Raw genomic sequence first — 20,106 nt, 5'->3', positions numbered from 1 at the left:
CGGGCGTAGAGTTGCCTCGACGCCCGTGTTTCGGTATCAGTAACTGTTCATCATTGAGTTACCGCGGCCCGTTAAGGGCATTATTTTTTATCTTTGCCGTCTACTTCTTCAAACTCTGCATCGACAACATCGTCATCTTTCTTCGCACCTGCATCAGTTGCATCGGCAGTATTACCTGCACCCGCTTGAGCTTGTTGTTGTGCAATTTCTAACAGAGGTTTTGAAGCTTCAACTAACGCTTGCAGTTTTGCTTCAATAGCAGCTTTATCTTCACCTTTAGAAGCAATTTCTAATTCGCTTAACGCTTTTTCGATAGCTTCTTTATCGTTAGCCGCTAATTTGTCACCCGCTTCTTCAATTTGTTTACGTGTACCGTGAACTAATTGATCTGCTTGGTTACGTGTTTGCACTAACTCTTCAAATTTACGGTCTGCTTCTGCATTAGCTTCTGCATCACGTACCATTTTTTGGATTTCTTCTTCATTTAAACCTGAAGAAGCTTTAATGGTGATGTTTTGTTCACGACCACTGTTTTTATCTTTTGCAGATACATGCAAGATACCATCAGCATCGATATCAAAAGTCACTTCAATTTGTGGCATACCACGTGGTGCAGGTTGAATACCATCTAAGTTAAATTGACCCAGTGATTTGTTATCACTCGCACGTTTACGCTCACCTTGTAATACGTGAATAGTTACAGCTGATTGATTATCTTCAGCGGTAGAGAATACTTGACTATGTTTAGTTGGGATAGTGGTATTCTTCGCAATCAGCGAAGTCATCACGCCCCCCATAGTTTCAATACCTAAAGACAGTGGAGTCACGTCAAGTAACAGAACGTCTTTAACATCACCTGCTAATACACCACCTTGAACAGCAGCACCCATAGCAACAGCTTCATCTGGGTTAACGTCTTTACGTGGTTCTTTACCGAAGAACTCAGCCACAGTTTTTTGTACCATAGGCATACGAGTTTGACCACCAACCAGAATAACGTCGTTTACTTCACTAACTTTCAAGCCCGCATCTTCTAATGCAACTTTTACTGGATCCATTGAACGTTTTACTAAGTCTTCAACTAAAGATTCCAGTTTTGCACGAGTCACTTTGATATTTAAGTGTTTAGGCCCTGTCGCATCAGCAGTAACATAAGGTAAGTTCACATCTGTTTGTTGAGCTGAAGATAATTCAATTTTTGCTTTTTCTGCAGCTTCTTTCAGACGTTGCATTGCCAATGGATCATTACGCAGGTCAATGCCTTGTTCTTTCTTAAACTCATCAACTAAGTAGTTAATTAAACGGCTATCGAAGTCTTCACCACCTAAGTGAGTATCACCATTGGTTGACAGAACTTCATAGGTTTTTTCGCCATCAACTTCATCAATTTCGATGATAGAGATATCGAATGTACCACCACCTAAGTCATAAACAGCGATAGTGCGGTTACCCACTTCACGATCTAAACCATAAGCCAATGCCGCAGCTGTTGGTTCGTTAATAATACGTTTAACATCTAAGCCCGCGATACGACCCGCATCTTTAGTTGCTTGACGTTGCGCATCATTAAAGTAAGCAGGAACTGTAATAACAGCTTCTGTAACTGGTTCACCTAAGTAATCTTCCGCTGTTTTTTTCATTTTTTTCAATACTTCAGCAGAAACTTGTGGTGGAGCCATTTTTTCGTTACGTGCTTCAACCCATGCATCACCATTATCAGCTTTAATAATTTTGTAAGGCATGATAGAAACATCACGTTGTACTTCCGCGTCTTCGAAACGACGACCGATTAAACGTTTGATGGCAAATAATGTATTTTGTGAGTTAGTCACAGCCTGACGTTTTGCCGGTTGACCAACTAGAATTTCACCATCTTGTGCATATGCAACAATCGAAGGAGTGGTACGATCGCCTTCACCGTTTTCAATAACCCGGGCATTCTTACCGTCCATTACAGCAACACAAGAGTTAGTTGTACCCAGGTCAATACCAATAATTTTACCCATTTAAACGCCTCCAAAGAGAATTCTTTATCAATTTGATTACCAATCTATATGAGGATGAATATTCATTTTTCAAGTCAAAAAATTAATGGACTCAATATCATCACAAAGCGGATAAACATCAACGCAACTCAATAGTGGTAATTGCAGTTGAAAAATAGATGGGGTCATAAATACATTCATCAAGGGGAAAAATAAAAAAAAATAGTAAAAAGATAAAAAAAAGATCTAGTAAAATAACAATATAAAAAATAAATATTATATATCAATAGGTTATAGAAAGTATTGTCTTTCACCCATTATGATGATGTAAAACAACAGCGATAATCCATTAATATAAAAAATAACCAATTGAAATATAACAGTTTCAATCAATTATTACACAAAGGGGGTTATCTCAATGATCAATAAATCATCAACAGAAGCATCACTCATAGGTAAAAATAGCAGGTTGTTCTTATTTAATCTTATTAGGGCAAAACGTACTCACATTCGATATTAATAACAAAAACAACCGATGCAATGTATTAAGCAGATGTAGAACGGCGTGCTGATTTAGGTCTAAAGGCAACCACAATTTCTTCGTTAGTTTCGATATAAGGGCCATCCAATAATTGAATACAATAAGGAATACTGGCAAAAATACCACTGACAATCACCTGTCCCTCACTGTCTTTTAATCCCTCTAATGTCTCTGCGATCGCTTTAGGCTGTCCCGGTAAATTTAAAATTAAGGCTTGATTACGAATCACTCCCACTTGACGAGATAAAATCGCCGTAGGAACAAATTTCAAACTGATTTGGCGCATTTGCTCACCGAAGCCTGGCATCTCTCTATCAGCAATCGCCAATGTTGCATCAGGCGTAACATCACGACGAGCAGGCCCTGTGCCTCCCGTTGTTAAAACCAAGTGACATCCTGCTTCATCAACCAGTTCACATAATGTTTGTTCAATCATCAGTTGCTCATCGGGGATCAAACGTGATTCGATATGAAAAGGGGTTGTGATTGCTTTTTTTAGCCAAGCTTCTAAAGCGGGCAGGCCTTTATCTTCATAAACACCACTGGATGCACGATCAGAAACAGAAACCAGTCCTATACGTAATTCATTCATATCAACCTCAAATTAATCAATAACTGCCAATTAGCGTGCTGATATTAACACGAGAACACGGGTGAATTAAAAACAATCTCAGTAAAAGCTATTATGTTATTTTAGCTATGAAAAAACGGGAGTTTTATACTCCCGTTTTTTATCACATTAATGATTTAATCTTAGTCATCAAGATATTTAGCAATATAAGAAGCAGCTAAAAGTTTAGCTTCTGCTAATTGAGCAGCATTGAGGGCACGGGCGGTTCGTTTTAGCATAGCCTCATCACCTTCACCATTTTCTACAGCAACAGCAAACCATGCATAGGCTTCTTTCAAGTTACGTTTAACCCCTTTGCCATAATAATAGTTTATTGCAAGGTTATTTTGTGCCAAGCCATTACCTTGTAGCGCAGCTTTTTTATACCATTCGTTCGCTTTACGTTGATCTTTTGCTACACCATCACCTTCGTCATACATCACACCAAGGTTATTTTGCGCATCTCGATTACCTTGATTTGCCGCTTTGGTATACCAGAATACCGCTTTGCTACCATCACGCTCGACCCCTTCGCCTTCATCGTAAGAGACAGCTAAGTTGTATTGTGCATCAGCATGACCTTGCTCTGCGGCTTTAGTGTACCAAGTCACCGCTTTTTCATGATCTTGTTCGATACCAATACCTTCATCATATGAAATCGCTAAATTATACTGCGCATCGCTATCACCTTGCTCACCGGCTTTTGTATACCAATACACTGCTTTTTCATGATCTTGCTCTACACCATCCCCTTCATCAAAAGAGACGGCCAAATTGTATTGTGCTAAAGAGAGTCCCTGAACAGCCGCTTTGTTATACCAATAAACCGCTTTTTCAGCATCACGCTCAATATCATCATTCATATCATACATTAACGCTAAATTTAATTGCGCTTCTGCATGACCTTGTTCAGCCGCTTTTGTGTACCACTCCAATGCTTTTTGTGTATTTTGTTCTACACCTTCGCCACCTTCATATTTAACACCAAGTTGATACTGAGAAGCGGCATTCCCTTCTTCCGCACTTTTTTCAATCGCAGGTAAAGAGAAGGCTGTTTTATCTTCTGACATAGCAACACTACTAAAAAAGAGCGATGCCAGTACTGTTGCCAAAACCATCTTTTTCATAATTCACCAATAATAAATAGGATGCTTTTAATAATTAATTTTTATAATTATTACCGGATAAATTATTTATTCAAATCAATTTAATCTTAAAATTATTTTAAATATTATTTTGCAATAAAAAAAAAGACAACACCCCCCTATTTAAAGTGGGTGTTGTCAGTTTTTATAAGAATTAAACGCCAGATTATAATAAATCTGCAATCATTTTCTCTAATTTTTCCTGATCAACCGCAAATTTACGAATACCATCAGATAATTTATCAACGGCCATTGGATCAGCATTATGTTGCCAATAAAATTCAGCTTCAGTGATTGGCGCAGGACGTGATTTAACTTCACCATTAAAGGATAGTTTATGCTCTACTTCACCTTGTGCTTCTGATAACTCTTTTAATAACGCAGGAGAAATAGTTAGGCGATCACAACCTGCTAATTCTAAAATTTCACCAATATTACGGAAGCTAGCTCCCATAACGACGGTGTTATAACCATGCTCTTTATAGTAGTTATAAATTTCAGTTACAGAAATAACACCTGGATCTTCTGCTGGTGCAAACTCTTTTTTATCTGTATTGGCTTTATACCAATCCATAATACGGCCAACGAATGGAGAGATCAGGTATACACCAGCTTCTGCACATGCACGAGCTTGAGCAAAAGAGAACAGTAAAGTTAGGTTACAGTTGATACCTTCTTTTTCTAATTGCTCAGCTGCACGAATCCCCTGCCATGTAGAAGCAAGTTTAATCAGGATACGATCGTTACTAATACCCGCTTCGTTATACAGTTTAATTAAACGACGCGCTTTGACGATACAGGCTTCGGTATCATAAGAAAGACGTGCGTCAACTTCTGTTGAAATACGACCTGGGATCAGTTTTAAGATTTCTAAACCGATATTGACAGCAAGTTTATCACACGCATCAACGATTTGTTGCTCGCGAGAATCGCTTTGTGAACGCGCCCATTCAATCGCTTCATCGATTAATTTACGATATTCAGGAATTTGGGCTGCATTTAAAATTAAAGAAGGGTTGGTAGTTGCGTCTTGAGGTTGATACAGTTTCATTGCTGCAATGTCACCTGTATCAGCTACAACTGTAGTCAGTTTACGCAAAGAAGTTAATTTGTTGGTCATTTTGTTTATCTCATCTACTAGGTAAATCTGTTTGCAGTCACCTGCGGATATCTATTGATAATAACATGGACTGCTCACACTACAAGATGCTTAGATTCATCGAAAGCAATTATTTGAATGCCAAACGATTTCGCAAAACAAAAGTAGCAAAAAACAGAATAACAACTCAGGCTGAATCGTTTAATATGTCTATTTTATGGCACATTGGTGAAAGTATTGTTTTTTCCTATTATTATGATTTAACTTATCTACCAAACAATTTGCTATAGTAGAACTAAATCAAAATAACTATTGAGGGAATTATGCTAATTACTATTTCACCAGCTAAAACACTGGATTTCGAATCGCCTTTAGCAACAACGCAGTTCACCCAGCCTGAATTGCTAAAATATTCCCAACAACTTATTACAGAATGTCGAAAACTGTCGTCCAGTGATATCGCAAGCTTAATGAAAATTAGTGATAAATTGGCAGGACTAAATGCGGCTCGCTTTGGTGAATGGCAACCTGACTTTACACCCGATAATGCGCGACAAGCCATTTTAGCGTTCAAAGGTGATGTTTATACCGGAATGCAAGCCGCTGAACTTTTCACAGATGACGACTTTCAATTTGCACAACAGCATTTACGTATCCTTTCCGGTTTATATGGCGTATTGCGCCCACTCGATTTAATGCAACCTTACCGCTTAGAGATGGGCATAAAACTGAACAATAAAAAAGGCAGTGATCTATACCAGTTTTGGGGTAACATAATTACTGAAACGTTAAATAACGCCCTTGAAGCTCAAGGGGATAATATCTTGGTTAATTTAGCCTCTGATGAATATTTTAAATCAGTCAACCCAAAAAAACTCAATGCGGAAATTATTAAACCTGTTTTTCTTGATGAGAAAAATGGCAAATATAAAGTGATTAGTTTTTATGCTAAAAAAGCAAGAGGTTTAATGAGCCGTTTTATTATTCAAGAAAGATTAAGTGATAAGGCACAACTTAAAGAATTTAATCTAGAGGGTTATCAATTTAATGCCGCCGAGTCTGAAGGCAATACCCTTGTCTTTAAACGTGCAGAACATCTAGCAAAATAAGCCTCATTTTTTGCTATCAAATGATAGTAATTCATAAAAATAGCCCTGAAAATAGGGCTATTTTTATTGGGTCACAAGGGAAATTATAAATGCTTAACGACCACAGCTAAAGGCGACCAGTTTGATGAGGGAATAACGTCACTGCCTTGCATCGTCGATAGTTGTTGCTGATTAAATTGAGCCATTTGTTGAATAATTGTCGCAAGGGATCCCATTGATAATGTCTGTTCTTTTTCGATAACCTTCACAGGATCAGTTTCTATTTTCTCTACTCGGTTTGTTTTAACAGTCAAGACAAATTGATTATCAGCCGTTCGATACTGTTTATCTTTACCTGCTTGAGAGGATATTAATTTTTCATGCTCAGATAATCCTGATACAAAAATATGGCTCATTTCACCTTCATCATACACCGTCACTTCACCATGGCGTTTTTGTACCACATAAACATTATTACCACTTCCTCCACCTAGATAATCATTTCCTGAGGTTGAAATAAACAGATCATGTCCACTTCCGCCATTAAGATTATCATTACCTTCTCCAGCAATTAAAATATGGTGCCCTTCATTGACAACAATATGATCATCACCTTTACCCCCATCAATCACTGAGCTACTTTGATTATGATTAACAACAATATCATCACCATCCATTAATTCTATCATTGGTAATAAATCTATAGCTTGAGAGAATATATCTTGTGATCTGTTTGAAAATAGTTTATTGAGAGACAAAATAGAATTAACAGGTTGATTATCATTAACAGCAATATCATCTCTCAGTAATTCTGTTACCTTTAATGGATAAGGCTCTAGTGTTTGAGTGGATATAATACGCTGTAATTGCGTTGAACGTGATGATGGTTCTTCTCTATGAAAATACTGAGGATACAATGATAATGCCTCTTTATTTAAACGTAGGGAGGGTGGGATCATCAGAACATCACTTTGATGACTCAACCTAACATCCAAAGTGATAGTGGGGATCAGTAAACGCTGACCGCTGTCTGGCTTAGGCAAATGAAAAACTCGATTATCTTTATCAATAAATTGAAGTGTCATTCCTGAGTTAAAAATAGCACTAACACTTTCCGTATCGAAAACAAGTTTAATATGAGCATCAGGATTATAGCGATGAGATAAAACGCCATCACTAAACATCAAATCAAATCCACTCACATCGGATAAAAAGAAATGACTAGTACAATCAGATGTTAATTGTTTATCATTATCACTCAGAGAAATAATGATCTTTTCATTTCTATTTTTAGCTAGCAATGAGCTTATTTGATAATTGTCATAACCGCGACTCAGTTTAATTGATGAATGAGCCGCAATTCCAGCATAATGATTATTTTCGCTATTACCCTGTAGATTAAGCTTTAAATGTTCTCCAGAAGAGAAACCACTGTATTGTAGCTCAGGTAATAATTGAATAAGTTTAGTTTTATTTTCAGATTGAATAGACAATGTGTGTTTATCGTCATTAACAGAAAGCTGTTGTAGTTTCTCTTGCTGATTATACTTTTCTAAATAACTAAAGTTATATGATACCTCTCTTGGTTGATTATTATTTTCATTAATAGTAAGTATAAAACCATCCATAGTCACAATGGTATATCGATGGGCTAATAATTGACTATTTTTATCTTGGTATACATGACTTAATGCAATTAAATGCTCGATAAATTGATCAGGATCTTTATCATTACCAACTTTAAGCGTAAAAACAATATCTGTTTCACGACGAGAAATAGCAGCAATTTCATCAAAAGTATAATTTAACTGGATAAGACTAGCTTCTGTATGCGTCTCTTCATCAATAATAGTTTCAAGTTGTTTAACATTATTATCTGTATTTGATGCTCTTAGAATAGTATAACTATCATTCCCTGCCCCTCCTTGTGCATAACCTTCCCGTAATACCAGCGTATCATCTCCAGCTAATCCATATAATGAATCTACCCCTCCCATGCCATTTAAATAGTTATTTTTTTGGTCACCATAAATAATATCATTACCTATTTCACTGCCTACTACATTTTCAATACTCTCTAAATAGGCAATAACGGGTTGTCTTTGTAGTGTTATATTAGGCATTGTATCCGCTAATTTATGGGTATAGATTTGTCCTTGCTCTTGAAAGATAAAAAGTCTGGCATGAAAACTCTGGCTATTGGATTTATTTTCTCCCCCGATAAATTTAATATAATTTTTAGATAAATTAACTTCATACCCTATATATTTTTTTTCTGTCTGAATAATACGTAATGTATCATTACCTTCTCTACCATAAAAACGGCTGGCATAACGAGGAGATTCAGAAGTGAACACATTAAAGGTGTCATCTTTTTCTCCTCCACTTAATCGTTTAGTCCCATTATGAACATCAAATATATTTTGTGTTATTAATGGTGCAGCAATAATATCATCCCCATTATAAGTATTAAAATAAAATAGCTCATTCTCACGCCAACTTGGCTCAAAATATTGTTTTTCAGCTGTTGATTTAATTAAATCATCTGTTAATTCTCCTGATGATAAATTTTGCCATGTTTTTTCTTTTGTTGTTCTTATTTTATCAAAAAAAGAGATATCCACCTCATCCTCAAAAACAGGATTATCATCTTCAAATGCAAAATTAATCGTATAACGATTTAATTGATTAACATAAAAATCCATATCAAAAATGAGAATTTCATCTGTTGCGATGGCTTCTTTAGGAACATAGTATTTATATTCCGTTCTTTCGACACTAAGATAATGAGAAAGCGCAGCTATCTTTTCTGCTTCTTCTTTACTTAAATTTTTCGCCACTCGTTGTACAACAATTTCTCCAAACGGATTAAGTATATTATCTAACGTTTTCCCCAATATACGAGGGATCACTTTATAATAATGATGTTCTTCATAAAATTGTTTCTCATTCGTATAAAAATAATAACTGTGAGGCTCCTGTTTTTTTATTTCTTTAAGATGTTCTTGCGCATTTTGGTCAATCATGGTTTCTAACTGTGATATTGTCTCTAAATAGACGATTTCATTCTTTTTGCTTGGTAAGATATCCCCCATTAAAAATGCATAAAAACCATTATTAAGTTCTTCTAGTGGTGTAAATCCTATTTTTTCTTTCGCTTCTTCTATCAGTCTTGCGGCATTATAAATTGAAATGGCTAAGGCGATAACAGCTCCCGCGACAATACCAATAGGCCCCGCGACCGTAGAGCCAGCAAGCATTGCGATAGAAACCCCCAAAGTGACCAATCCGGAGACTATAGCTAAAGAGCCATTTACAATATAGTCAATACGTCGTTTTTCATTTTTTTCTACTGAGATACGACTAAAGTTATCGTAGATATTATAGATATCAAATCCAATAGACAGGATATTAAGCCCGATACCTATTCGAGTGCTGGTTTTACTAATATACTCCAAAGGATTATTACGGTACTTTAATAATCCTTTAGCTAAAGCGATTTCAATGAGTTCAGATAAGCCATTATAGGCCATTTCTGACCATGTTATGGCAAGATTATTGATGATCTCTCTATGCTCTTGAGGGGTTAATAGCGGATTATTAAGTTGCTCAGCAAGCATAAAGGTTGAATTGATTGATTGCCATATACCGAAGCTAATATTAGCGTAACCAATTTTACTGATAACTCTCATATGTCTGGGAATTTTTAATGAAGGTATTCTTAAATTTTCCCAATCTTGCTGATTATACTGTTTACTACCTAATGCTATTATTTTCATTAATCTTTCATGAGCCGCGACATAATCAGCTCTACTGGACATATGAGAAAGAAAATATTTAATTTTATCTTGTTTGTTATTTAATAGATAACGTAATAATGCAATAACTTCTTTATCTTTTTCATTGCCCGTCACAGATAAAAAATAATCATTAAGATGCTGAGGATCAAAAGTAATTTTTTTATCCCAGTTCTCTATCTGATTAAGATCTATCGCATCGATACTTTCACCATTTATCTTTGCACCTAAATAACAGAGTAATCTTTTGTCAATGACAAGATTATTAATTTCCACTTTAGAAGAAATGGTAGAGCTATCTTCACTTGTGGCTAAGTTAACTTCACCTTTAAATTCATTGAGTTTATTTAATGCTTCTGTCGGCGATAAAGCGCTAATCTCTTCATCAGACTGACTGATAACAGCGAGTTTTTTTAAATTATTTATGGTCTCTTTATAGAGTTCAAAGCTTGAAATTTTGCTCAATAATACTCGTGATAAAATACCTTTATTACCCTCATCAAAAAAAGCATTAAGCCTATTTTTAGATAGTTCACTTAAATTATCTATTAAGTGAGGAGTATCATAAATCGCATGAATAATTTCAATAACTTGATACGTTCTTTCCGTTAAATTATAGTTTCCATAGTCTTTATTAGTTATTTCTTGCCACTGTTCAAAGTTCATTCCATCCATTAAAAATTGGTTAAATTCTTTATTAACAGAGGGATCATAAAGTGATTGAATTAAATTCCTTTTTATTAAACTATTATCTGACGTATTAAATACTGCCGATAATTCAACCAAATATTTCTCAATTGCATTATCAATGAGTAAATCATGATTAATTATTTTATCACTGAGTTCTGTGAGTTTTTCTTTATGATATTTAAGATTAATTTGATCAACTTTCCTAATAATTGTGCCTAATTGAGTATAATTAATCTGATAGCGATTTAACTGAATGTAATTTAAAATATCAGCAATGGTCATATTGTCAGAATAGCCAGAAAAAATCGTGCTAATCTCATTCTGATAACCTAACTTAAACTCTTGATTATCTCTATAATTAGTGTAATTGTGTGAGACGAATTGATAAATTTCTGCAGCATAGTTTTTATTTTCAATATCTACTCTTTGCCTATTAGACATTGTATTAGGCTCATTAGGTACTGTTTCAGTAAGTAGCGTATTAGATGCACCTGTATCAGCAAGTAAAGGGTGACCAATAAACTGACTTTCAGTCGTCGGTTTTACCATAATGTATTCATTTTCAAGTATAAGATTGTTATCCGTCACAGTATAAATAGGCATATTTAGCCGCTGAGCAATCCCTTCAATAAATAAATGACCACTTTGATAACTAAATAAAGTCTCCTTATTGGCAAAAACAATTGTTCTTTCACCAACAAATTGATGTTGTAAAATAACATTTTGTAGTGATTCAACACGGCTTTTCTGCTTAACAAGCGCATTGGTGGCAGGAAAGTATTCTTCATTTCCAGCAGCAATCACTCTTATTTCATGTTTTAAACAATAATCAAGAAAACGGCCTATTTCTGGTTTATCTTTTAAGTATTGTGTTAATTGTTCACTTTTTACACCATTATAGAAATAAATGACGATATCATCTTGATAAACGCCACTAATGCTTTCAATAATAATATTATCTACAAAATCTCTAGTAATAAAATTATTATCAACAAATAAAAAATCAAAATTTTCTTTACTTTCATTAAATAACAGATAACTACCATCTATTTCATTTTTGTTCTGATTAAATGACTTTTCTAGTAGGGTAAGAGGATCATTTTCATTAATATAAAAATTACTAGGATGATAGCCATGGTTTCGCTCCTGATAATTATTATTAAAATAACTTTCTAATTGTGCTATTTCATGAATAATCACTCTATTATTAAACTGATGATTGCTAAAAAACTCAAGATATAAATCACGATAAACACCTGTATTATCTATTTTTTTTATAGAATCAATTTCATCTTCAATCAAATGAAGAAGCTTATTAACATACTTGTTGTTTCTATATTCTGATAATCTTTGATAAGTTACTTTTAAGTGCAGTCTATTTTCATCATCTAAAAGAAAAATATTTTTTATTTCAGAAATATCAATACCATCAATAATTTCTTTTAACGCTTTATAATTATTTTTAAAATTAATCGTATAATCATAACCAACAACCCCGACATTTCTATTTTTATCTAATATTAAAAAAGGGTTATCAATAATTTGCTCATAAATAAAATTACTAATTCCAGTATAACCTTCATTGATTTCATTAACCATCATTCGATAAAAAATTGCTGCTACTAGGCTATTTTTTTGTGCTAATGCAATTAACTTTTCCTTTCCATAAAGGAGATCACCATAGAATAATTTATCTTCTATTTTCTGTTTCACTTGATTCAGGATATCAACAAGAGAAATATTTTCATTGTTTTGATTAAATAGTATAATTTCATCAATTATAGAAAAACTGGCTGTTATTTTATCAAAATAAATATTCCCCCTTAGTGTATCAATTAATGAAACAATTTTATTCAATGAAAATGATTTTTTACCATTTAATAAATAACTATTAATCTTAATTAAATCTCGATAATAAACATCATTAAATTCCAGATATCCTTTTGGCTTACTCATTTTTTGATGTGCATTAAATTCAGTAAATTGAATATCAATACCATCACTATTGCTCATTATAATTACTTTACTGGATTTATTATTCTCAAGAATTTTATCTAAATTATTTTTAACTAAAAATATTCCCTCATCAACAAAAACATTTTTGACCACAACTTCAACTAATTTACTATTTATTTTAAGTTCTAAAATGAGATCACGCTGTTCACTGTAATGAATAACTCGTCCAACAACACCATCTTTAAAAGGCAATGAAAAACCAATTTTTTTTATATTTTCAGCAATACCTTTATGTAACTCGATTTCATTTTGATCCCATAAACTACGATATTTTGTTGTAGGATTTCTTTTATATTCATCAATTATAAAATATTCTTTTCCATCAGCTTTATTTAGAGTATAAGAGCCCATTATTTTTATTAAAGCGTCTTTTATTGATTCTATATTAGAAAATTCCGTCAATTCAGAATTAGAATCAAATAGCGTAAATTTATAATGATTATTAGAATATCTCTTATAAGCAAGAGCAATGGCATGTGTTTTAAATGCAATAATCGCATAATATTCATTATAATATTGCATTATATATTCTAAGTGATAATTTATTTGTGAGAGACTACTTTCTAGCCTATTTGCATTCGATGCTTTCAAGCCATTTTCTGCTAAAATTTTTCGGTATTCGGTCGCCTTTGTTAAATCAAAAATTGTATAATTTATTTTTTCATATATTCTCTCCATTTGAAAAATCTGTGCGAATTTAATTTCCTTGATCTCTTTAATCAATTTTAATACTTCATATTCTTGTACACTATCAAATATAATTTTTTCAAGCTTATCAGATATCTTTTCTTTTTTGTCCTTGTAAAGGTTAATATTTTCCTTTAGCCAATGTAAATATTTATTCCCTCCTTCTATACCATTATTTCTAACCTCCAATAAATATTTCAAACTTATTCCATAACATACTCCTGAAAGTGGATCAAAATGGCTAAAATTATAATTATTTTCAGCTGAAGCGACAAGATTAATTCTGCCCATTATCTTTTCTAATGGTATTAATAAATCAGAAGTTTGTGAAAAATATTTAACGGATTTATCTTTCATTTTAGTAAAGAACCAATCCTTATTTAATTTATAAAGTAAATGTTCACCATTTTCTTTTAGCTGACGATGTTTAGCTACGGCAATCAAGAATGCTTCATCAATATTATTAAGATATATATGGAGTATTTTTTCTGAGTTTTCATTAGAGTCTCTAACAATAAAAATATTTTTATATGAATAGCTATCTATTAATTCAATAGTTAAATGACTATCAATATGTACCTGTTTTTTTGCCTTAATATCATTAATAACTTCGGCATAAATATCTTTAGGTGTTACTTGCCAATATTTATCGAGAGTAAAGAAATTAAAATATTCGTTCTTAGCGTAAAATCGGTAAGATATAGAGTTATCAGCAACACTGTTTTTAACCATTTGATTAATAGTATGAATAAGGTCATCTTTTTTAGAAAAGAATTCCACTGTACCTTCAAAGTCAATGATTTTAAATAATTGATTGGTATTATCTATCTGTATAAATAAGTTTTTATTTTCTATTTTTAAGTGAAAAAATCCTGATGGGTAATGCTGAAATACTGAATTAATACGTGTTTTATTTAGCTTTTGATAATTTTTGTTTGTAAGATAAGAATTATTAACAAATAAATTCTCTATACTTGCATTAATCTCTTTTACAATAAAATCAATCGCTTTAGTAAATTTATCCCGATTATAAAGAGATAAATTACTTTCTATTTTTATTAAAAAATCATTAGCAGCATATTCATTTTTATAAGTAAGAATATAAATATAATTCTCAATTAAAACACGTCTTACTGAATCAATATTAAAAGGTAATTCAACACTATGCTCTTTAATATATTTCACTATTTCTAGTGTAATTCTTTCAATATCATCATTGATATTAATTTTCTTAAATCTACCCATAGTCTACCTCTTTATTGTTAATTACATTAAGAGATAAAAACTAGTGTAATTCTCCTTAGCATTAAATGATTATTTTCTTATTTTTATTTGGGTATAAAATTATTTAAAACAATAAAAAAGCTCACCATTATAGTGAGCTTTTTAATAAAAACAAAATTAATTAATATAAATAATTATATTTATTTAGGTGCTCGTTCTAACAAAAATGCTCTTAATTGAGAAAAATCTGCCGGTAAAAGATGCGATAGTAATTTTTTATCAGCACGCTCAGCTAATTCTTTTGGTAAAGGTAATGTATCACCTAAAATACGCTCGACATTTTCTTTAAATTTCGCCGGATGAGCTGTACCTAAAAATACCCCATATTCTCCTTCTTGTAGCTCATCACGTAATAGACGATAAGCAACCGCCGCATGAGGCTCTGAAATATAGCCTTTTTGTGCCAGTTCACGTACAGTTTTTTCCGTCGTTTCATCGCTCACAGCCCCATGCGAAAGATCCGATAACAGCCAACCTTTGCGACGATATAACTCTTCAATACGAGGCCAATTATTAGGCTGGCTAACATCCATCGCATTTGAAAGTGTTGCTATTGTCCGATGTGGTTCCCATTTACCACTATCTAAATAGCGAGGAACGGTATCATTCACATTGGTCGCTGCAATAAAGCGTTTAACAGGTAATCCCATAGATTTAGCCAGTAATCCTGCAGTGAGATCACCAAAATTACCACTTGGTACAGAAATGACTAATTGTTGACGTTTTTCAGCTGGAATTTGTGCAACCGCTTCAAAGTAATAGCAGATTTGTGCCAGTAGGCGGCTAATATTAATCGAGTTAGCCGAGTTTAAATGCATGGTGTTCTTTAAATATTCATCATCAAATGCCTGTTTGACTAATGCTTGGCAAGCATCAAAGTCATCTTGAATAGCAACAGTATGAATATTCTCCCCTAATGTGCAAAATAGCTTTTCTTGTAATGGGCTGATTTTTCCTTGTGGATAGAGGATCACGACCTGGACATTATCTAGCTTATAGAAAGCATGAGCGACCGCTGCTCCTGTATCACCGGATGTCGCCGTTAAAATTGTAACAGGCTGGTCACCCGCGACTTCTGATAACATTTGAGCCATAAAACGGCCACCAAAGTCTTTAAAAGCCAGCGTCGGTCCGTGGAAGAGTTCAAGGCAACTAATATCCTCTTCTACTTGTGTCACTGGCGCAGGAAAAGCAAATGCCGTATTTACACGTTTTGCTAACACATCAGCAGGAATTTCATCACCGATAAAAGCACTTAAAATACGGCTACTGCGTGTTGCAAAGTCTAATTTTAATAGCGCATCAATTTCTGCTTGAGAAAATGAAGGCAAGTCTTTGGGAAAAAAGAGTCCTTGCTGTTTTCCTAAACCTTGTTTAACAGCTTGAGCAAAGCTGACTTGTTCTTGGTTATCTTTTAAATTATATAATTTCATTACTTACCCTATCTCTCTTGCGCCACGAGTATCTAAACGGCAGATGTGTACAAAGCCTTCATCGTTTTGTACATAATGTTGTTGTAACCATTGCGCCACATCTTGGGCAATAGCCAATGAATCAGTAATAGAAAACAGCGTTGGCCCTGAGCCTGAAATACCGCATGCAAGCGCGCCTTTTTGTAATGCAGCCTCTCTCGCTTTATCAAAACCAGGGAGCAACTGTGTTCGATAGGGCTCTGCAATCACATCTTTCATTAAGCTTGCGGCAAGTTTTGGTTGTTGTGTATGACAAGCATGAATAAATCCAGATAAATAACGACCATGGTTAATAATATCAGCTTTATCGTATTGTTTAGGGAGGATAGCCCTTGCTTGTGCCGTTGAGACTTTGATCCCCGGATAAGCCATCACCCAATACCAATCGTCAAAAGCCGGCACAGGCTGACAAATAATGTCGTTTTGTTCCAAAATAAGTTGTAAACCACCTAAATAACATGGCGCGACATTATCGTAATGCACACTACCGGAAATACGGCCTTCCAGCTCTCCCATCATTAATAATAAGTGGCTTTCACTAAATGGTTTGTGAGCAAATTCGTTTAATGCAACGAGTGCAGCCACAACAGAGCAAGCACTTGATCCTAATCCTGAACCTATCGGCATGTTTTTTTCAAGTGTCATCGAGACAGGTAATTGTTTACCTAATTTTTCACAAAATAGCTCCCAACATTGATAAACAATATTTTGCTTAGCATCAGAAGGTAATTTACTAACAAAGCGCCCTTTGCTGTGAAGTTGAAATTCTTGCGCCGCTTCAACGGTTACGCAATCTCCTAATAATTGACCATCAATAGGCGAAACTGCGGCTCCTAACACATCAAAACCGACACTCACATTGCCAATTGACGCCGGTGCATAAACTTTAACCACCTTTAAACTCCTAATTTCCATGATAGTGTACGTAATACATCTGCAAATACCCCAGCAGCAGTGACATCATTTCCTGCACCATATCCACGTAAAACTAAAGGAATTGGTTGATAGTAGCGAGTGTAGAAAGCTAGCGCATTTTCACCATTTTTTACTTTAAAGAGAGGATCGTTAGCATCAACGGCCATTATTTTGACTTGGCATTTCCCTTCATTGATGATCCCCACATAACGTAATACCTTCGCTGACTTTTGGGCTTCTTCGACTTTAGCATCAAACTCAACATCTACTTGAGGTAAGCGGTTTAAGAAACTCTCGACATCACCTGTACTATCAAATGAGCTAGGTAAAACAGGCTCTACATCAATATCACTCAACTCTAATTGATAGCCCGCTTCACGAGCGAGAATAAGCAGTTTACGTGCAACATCCATTCCCGAGAGATCATCTCTTGGATCTGGCTCTGTAAAGCCTTTTTCTTTCGCAGAAAGTGTCGCTTCAGACAAGCTTTTTCCTTCATCTAGCTGACCAAAAATATAAGAGAGTGAGCCAGAAAGAATACCATTAAATTGCACCAACTCATCGCCAGCATTAAGCAAGTTCTGTAAGTTTTCAATAACAGGTAAACCCGCACCAACATTAGTGTCATATAAGAATTTACGACGTGATGCTTCCGCTGATTGGCGAATTTGATGATAGTAATCCATCGACATCGTATTGGCTTTTTTATTAGGCGTAACAACGTTAAAGCCATTTTGTAAGAAATTGGCGTATTGCTGTGCAATCATTTCGTTTGAAGTGCAATCAACAATCACAGGATTGAGGAAGTGGTACTCTTTTTCTAAGCGAATAAGCTGACTAAAGCTAAAAGGCTCTTTAGCTGCTTGTAGCGCTTGTTGCCAATTATCTAAATCGATACCTTGCATATTGGTTAGCATCGCACGTGAATTGGCAATCCCACAAACACGTAGGTCGATATGTTTGTTTTTTAGCCATGCTTGTTGACGATGGATCTGCTCGATTAGCGCGCTGCCAACACCACCGACACCGACAATAAAGACTTCTACGATTTGGTTAGTGTTAAAGAGCATTTGGTGACATAAACGCACCGCATTCGTCGCTGCATCATTAGTAATAACTGCAGAGATAGAGCGTTCAGAAGAGCCTTGAGCAATAGCAACAATATTAATATTGCCTCGAGTTAAAGCAGAGAAGAAACGGGCTGAGATCCCTTTAAGGGTGCGCATACCATCACCGACAACCGAGATGATAGCAACATTGTTCATAATATCTAACGGATCAAGTACGCCATCTTTTAACTCTAGATAGAATTCTTCTGACAGTGCTTTTTGCGCTCTAATTAGCTCTTTTTGCGGTACACAAAAGCTAATACTGTATTCAGATGAAGATTGAGTAATTAATACTACCGATATTCCTGCACGCGACATCACAGAAAAGACACGAGCCGCCATACCCACCATTCCCTTCATACCTGGCCCTGATACATTGATCATTGCCATATTATTCAGGTTAGTGATCCCTTTTACCGGCGTGCTGTCATCTTTTTGACCATCACCTATTAACGTACCCGGTGCTTCTGGATTGCCCGTATTTTTAATTAAACAAGGGATTTGAAATTGAGCAATAGGTGCAATAGTGCGTGGATGAAGGACTTTGGCACCAAAGTAAGAAAGTTCCATCGCCTCTTGATAGGACATGCCTTTTAATAGGTGTGCATCTGGGACGAGGCGTGGATCACAGGTGTAAACACCATCAACATCCGTCCAAATTTCACAACATTGTGCACGTAAACACGCGGCTAATACGGCGGCTGAATAATCTGAGCCATTACGACCGAGAACCACAAGCTCATTTTTTTCATTACCGGCAGTGAAACCTGCCATCAAGATCATATGATCTTTCGGAATATTAAGGGCGGAAATACGGCGAGTTGATTCAGGAATATCCACTGTCGATTCGAGATAATGACCTTGAGCAAGGAGATTTTTAACCGGATCAATGACGGTAACGTTATATCCTCTAGCTTGTAACACCGACTCCATAATGGCAATCGAAAGCTTTTCACCACGACAAATCATCGCAGCATTGATGCTATCAGGACATTGCCCTAATAGGGAGATACCATGCAGGATATGTTTAATCTCAGCAAACTCACGCTCAACTTTGTCTTTTAAACCTTGGTAATCAAAACCAGGTTGATTTTCTCGTAAACCTTGCAATAGATTAGCGAAGATTTGCTCTGCTTCTCGTACTTGAGTGAGAGGTTCTTCTCCTTCTGCCGTTTTTTCAATCATTGCCACCAAGTAATTCGTTATCTTGGCAGGTGCTGATAATACCAGAGCGACTTGTCCCTGCTCTCGTTTTTTCTCAGCGATATCAGCAACATTCAGCACCCTTTCTGCATTGGCAACTGAAGTTCCCCCAAATTTTAACACTCGCATACAGCTCTCCTGATTTTTCGCCAAAAAAAAGCCCGCATTTCTCAATGCGGGCTTTTTCGTTTTTTGTTTTTTATATGCGACAGCCCGCCCCGCAATATAAAATTCCGGTGGTGGTGGTGGTAATAATTGTATTCATAGTCACTGGGCTGTAAGTACGCATAACAATCCTGTCTGTCTCAAAATTAGTTTGACCCTATACTGGTTAAAGCAAAGCGAGAGAGATGTCAAATTTTTTCTTTTCTATTGCCTCAATTTACCTACAATTTAAATAAAATTTATTCGAGCATTACTTATATTGTAGTATACATATTACTACTAATAAGGGGGAGTTACAGA

General features: G+C 35.0%; 9 protein-coding genes and 1 other annotated feature. Of the genes, 1 reads left to right on the top strand and 8 read right to left on the bottom strand.

What is annotated here, in order from left to right:
- Positions 1–80 precede the first annotated feature (80 nt).
- The 4 genes from dnaK to tal all read right to left on the bottom strand — a co-directional run bounded on the left by dnaK (position 81) and on the right by tal (position 5,401).
- On the bottom strand, positions 81–2,006 hold the full coding sequence (dnaK, locus tag PMI_RS00045) for a molecular chaperone DnaK (protein WP_012367437.1): 1,926 nt from the start codon (positions 2,004–2,006) through the stop codon (positions 81–83).
- Positions 2,007–2,530: 524 nt separating this feature from the next.
- Complete coding sequence (gene mog / locus PMI_RS00040) at positions 2,531–3,118, bottom strand: molybdopterin adenylyltransferase (RefSeq protein ID WP_012367436.1); 588 nt, start codon at positions 3,116–3,118, stop codon at positions 2,531–2,533.
- 161 nt (positions 3,119–3,279) lie between these two features.
- On the bottom strand, positions 3,280–4,263 hold the full coding sequence (locus tag PMI_RS00035; protein WP_004245216.1) for an SEL1-like repeat protein: 984 nt from the start codon (positions 4,261–4,263) through the stop codon (positions 3,280–3,282).
- 184 nt (positions 4,264–4,447) lie between these two features.
- On the bottom strand, positions 4,448–5,401 hold the full coding sequence (tal, locus tag PMI_RS00030; protein ID WP_004248961.1) for a transaldolase: 954 nt from the start codon (positions 5,399–5,401) through the stop codon (positions 4,448–4,450).
- 302 nt (positions 5,402–5,703) lie between these two features.
- On the opposite strand from tal, the gene yaaA reads away from it, so the two are divergent.
- Positions 5,704–6,489: a peroxide stress protein YaaA gene (gene yaaA, locus PMI_RS00025; RefSeq protein ID WP_004245218.1), complete on the top strand. Its 786-nt coding sequence runs from the start codon at positions 5,704–5,706 to the stop codon at positions 6,487–6,489.
- A gap of 83 nt (positions 6,490–6,572) precedes the next feature.
- Here the strand turns inward: yaaA and PMI_RS00020 are convergent, their stop codons facing one another.
- The 4 genes from PMI_RS00020 to thrA all read right to left on the bottom strand — a co-directional run bounded on the left by PMI_RS00020 (position 6,573) and on the right by thrA (position 19,770).
- Positions 6,573–14,903, bottom strand: a complete 8,331-nt coding sequence (locus tag PMI_RS00020) for a calcium-binding protein (protein ID WP_012367435.1) — start codon at positions 14,901–14,903, stop codon at positions 6,573–6,575.
- A 179-nt stretch (positions 14,904–15,082) separates the two neighbouring features.
- A complete protein-coding gene (gene thrC / locus PMI_RS00015; RefSeq protein ID WP_012367434.1) occupies positions 15,083–16,375 on the bottom strand; it encodes a threonine synthase in 1,293 nt (430 codons plus the stop codon).
- 3 nt (positions 16,376–16,378) lie between these two features.
- Positions 16,379–17,308 carry a homoserine kinase gene (gene thrB / locus PMI_RS00010; protein ID WP_004248956.1) on the bottom strand — a complete coding sequence of 310 codons (930 nt, stop codon included), beginning with the start codon at positions 17,306–17,308 and terminating at the stop codon, positions 16,379–16,381.
- A 2-nt stretch (positions 17,309–17,310) separates the two neighbouring features.
- Positions 17,311–19,770: a bifunctional aspartate kinase/homoserine dehydrogenase I gene (thrA, locus tag PMI_RS00005; RefSeq protein ID WP_012367433.1), complete on the bottom strand. Its 2,460-nt coding sequence runs from the start codon at positions 19,768–19,770 to the stop codon at positions 17,311–17,313.
- A 21-nt stretch (positions 19,771–19,791) separates the two neighbouring features.
- Positions 19,792–19,910 (bottom strand) — a sequence feature (Thr leader region).
- Between the last annotated feature and the right edge of the window lie 196 nt (positions 19,911–20,106).

The sequence above is a fragment of the Proteus mirabilis HI4320 genome, from assembly GCF_000069965.1.
GTDB classification, from domain to species: Bacteria; Pseudomonadota; Gammaproteobacteria; order Enterobacterales; family Enterobacteriaceae; genus Proteus; species Proteus mirabilis.
This window is presented reverse-complemented; position numbering and strand designations above follow the sequence as displayed.

Bases quoted from the DNA above. Each gene is read 5' to 3' on its own strand.
- dnaK (WP_012367437.1), bottom strand. From the start codon at position 2,006: ATGGGTAAAATTATTGGTATTGACCTGGGTACAACTAACTCTTGTGTT.
- mog (WP_012367436.1), bottom strand. From the start codon at position 3,118: ATGAATGAATTACGTATAGGACTGGTTTCTGTTTCTGATCGTGCATCC.
- PMI_RS00035 (WP_004245216.1), bottom strand. From the start codon at position 4,263: ATGAAAAAGATGGTTTTGGCAACAGTACTGGCATCGCTCTTTTTTAGT.
- tal (WP_004248961.1), bottom strand. From the start codon at position 5,401: ATGACCAACAAATTAACTTCTTTGCGTAAACTGACTACAGTTGTAGCT.
- yaaA (WP_004245218.1), top strand. From the start codon at position 5,704: ATGCTAATTACTATTTCACCAGCTAAAACACTGGATTTCGAATCGCCT.
- PMI_RS00020 (WP_012367435.1), bottom strand. From the start codon at position 14,903: ATGGGTAGATTTAAGAAAATTAATATCAATGATGATATTGAAAGAATT.
- thrC (WP_012367434.1), bottom strand. From the start codon at position 16,375: ATGAAATTATATAATTTAAAAGATAACCAAGAACAAGTCAGCTTTGCT.
- thrA (WP_012367433.1), bottom strand. From the start codon at position 19,770: ATGCGAGTGTTAAAATTTGGGGGAACTTCAGTTGCCAATGCAGAAAGG.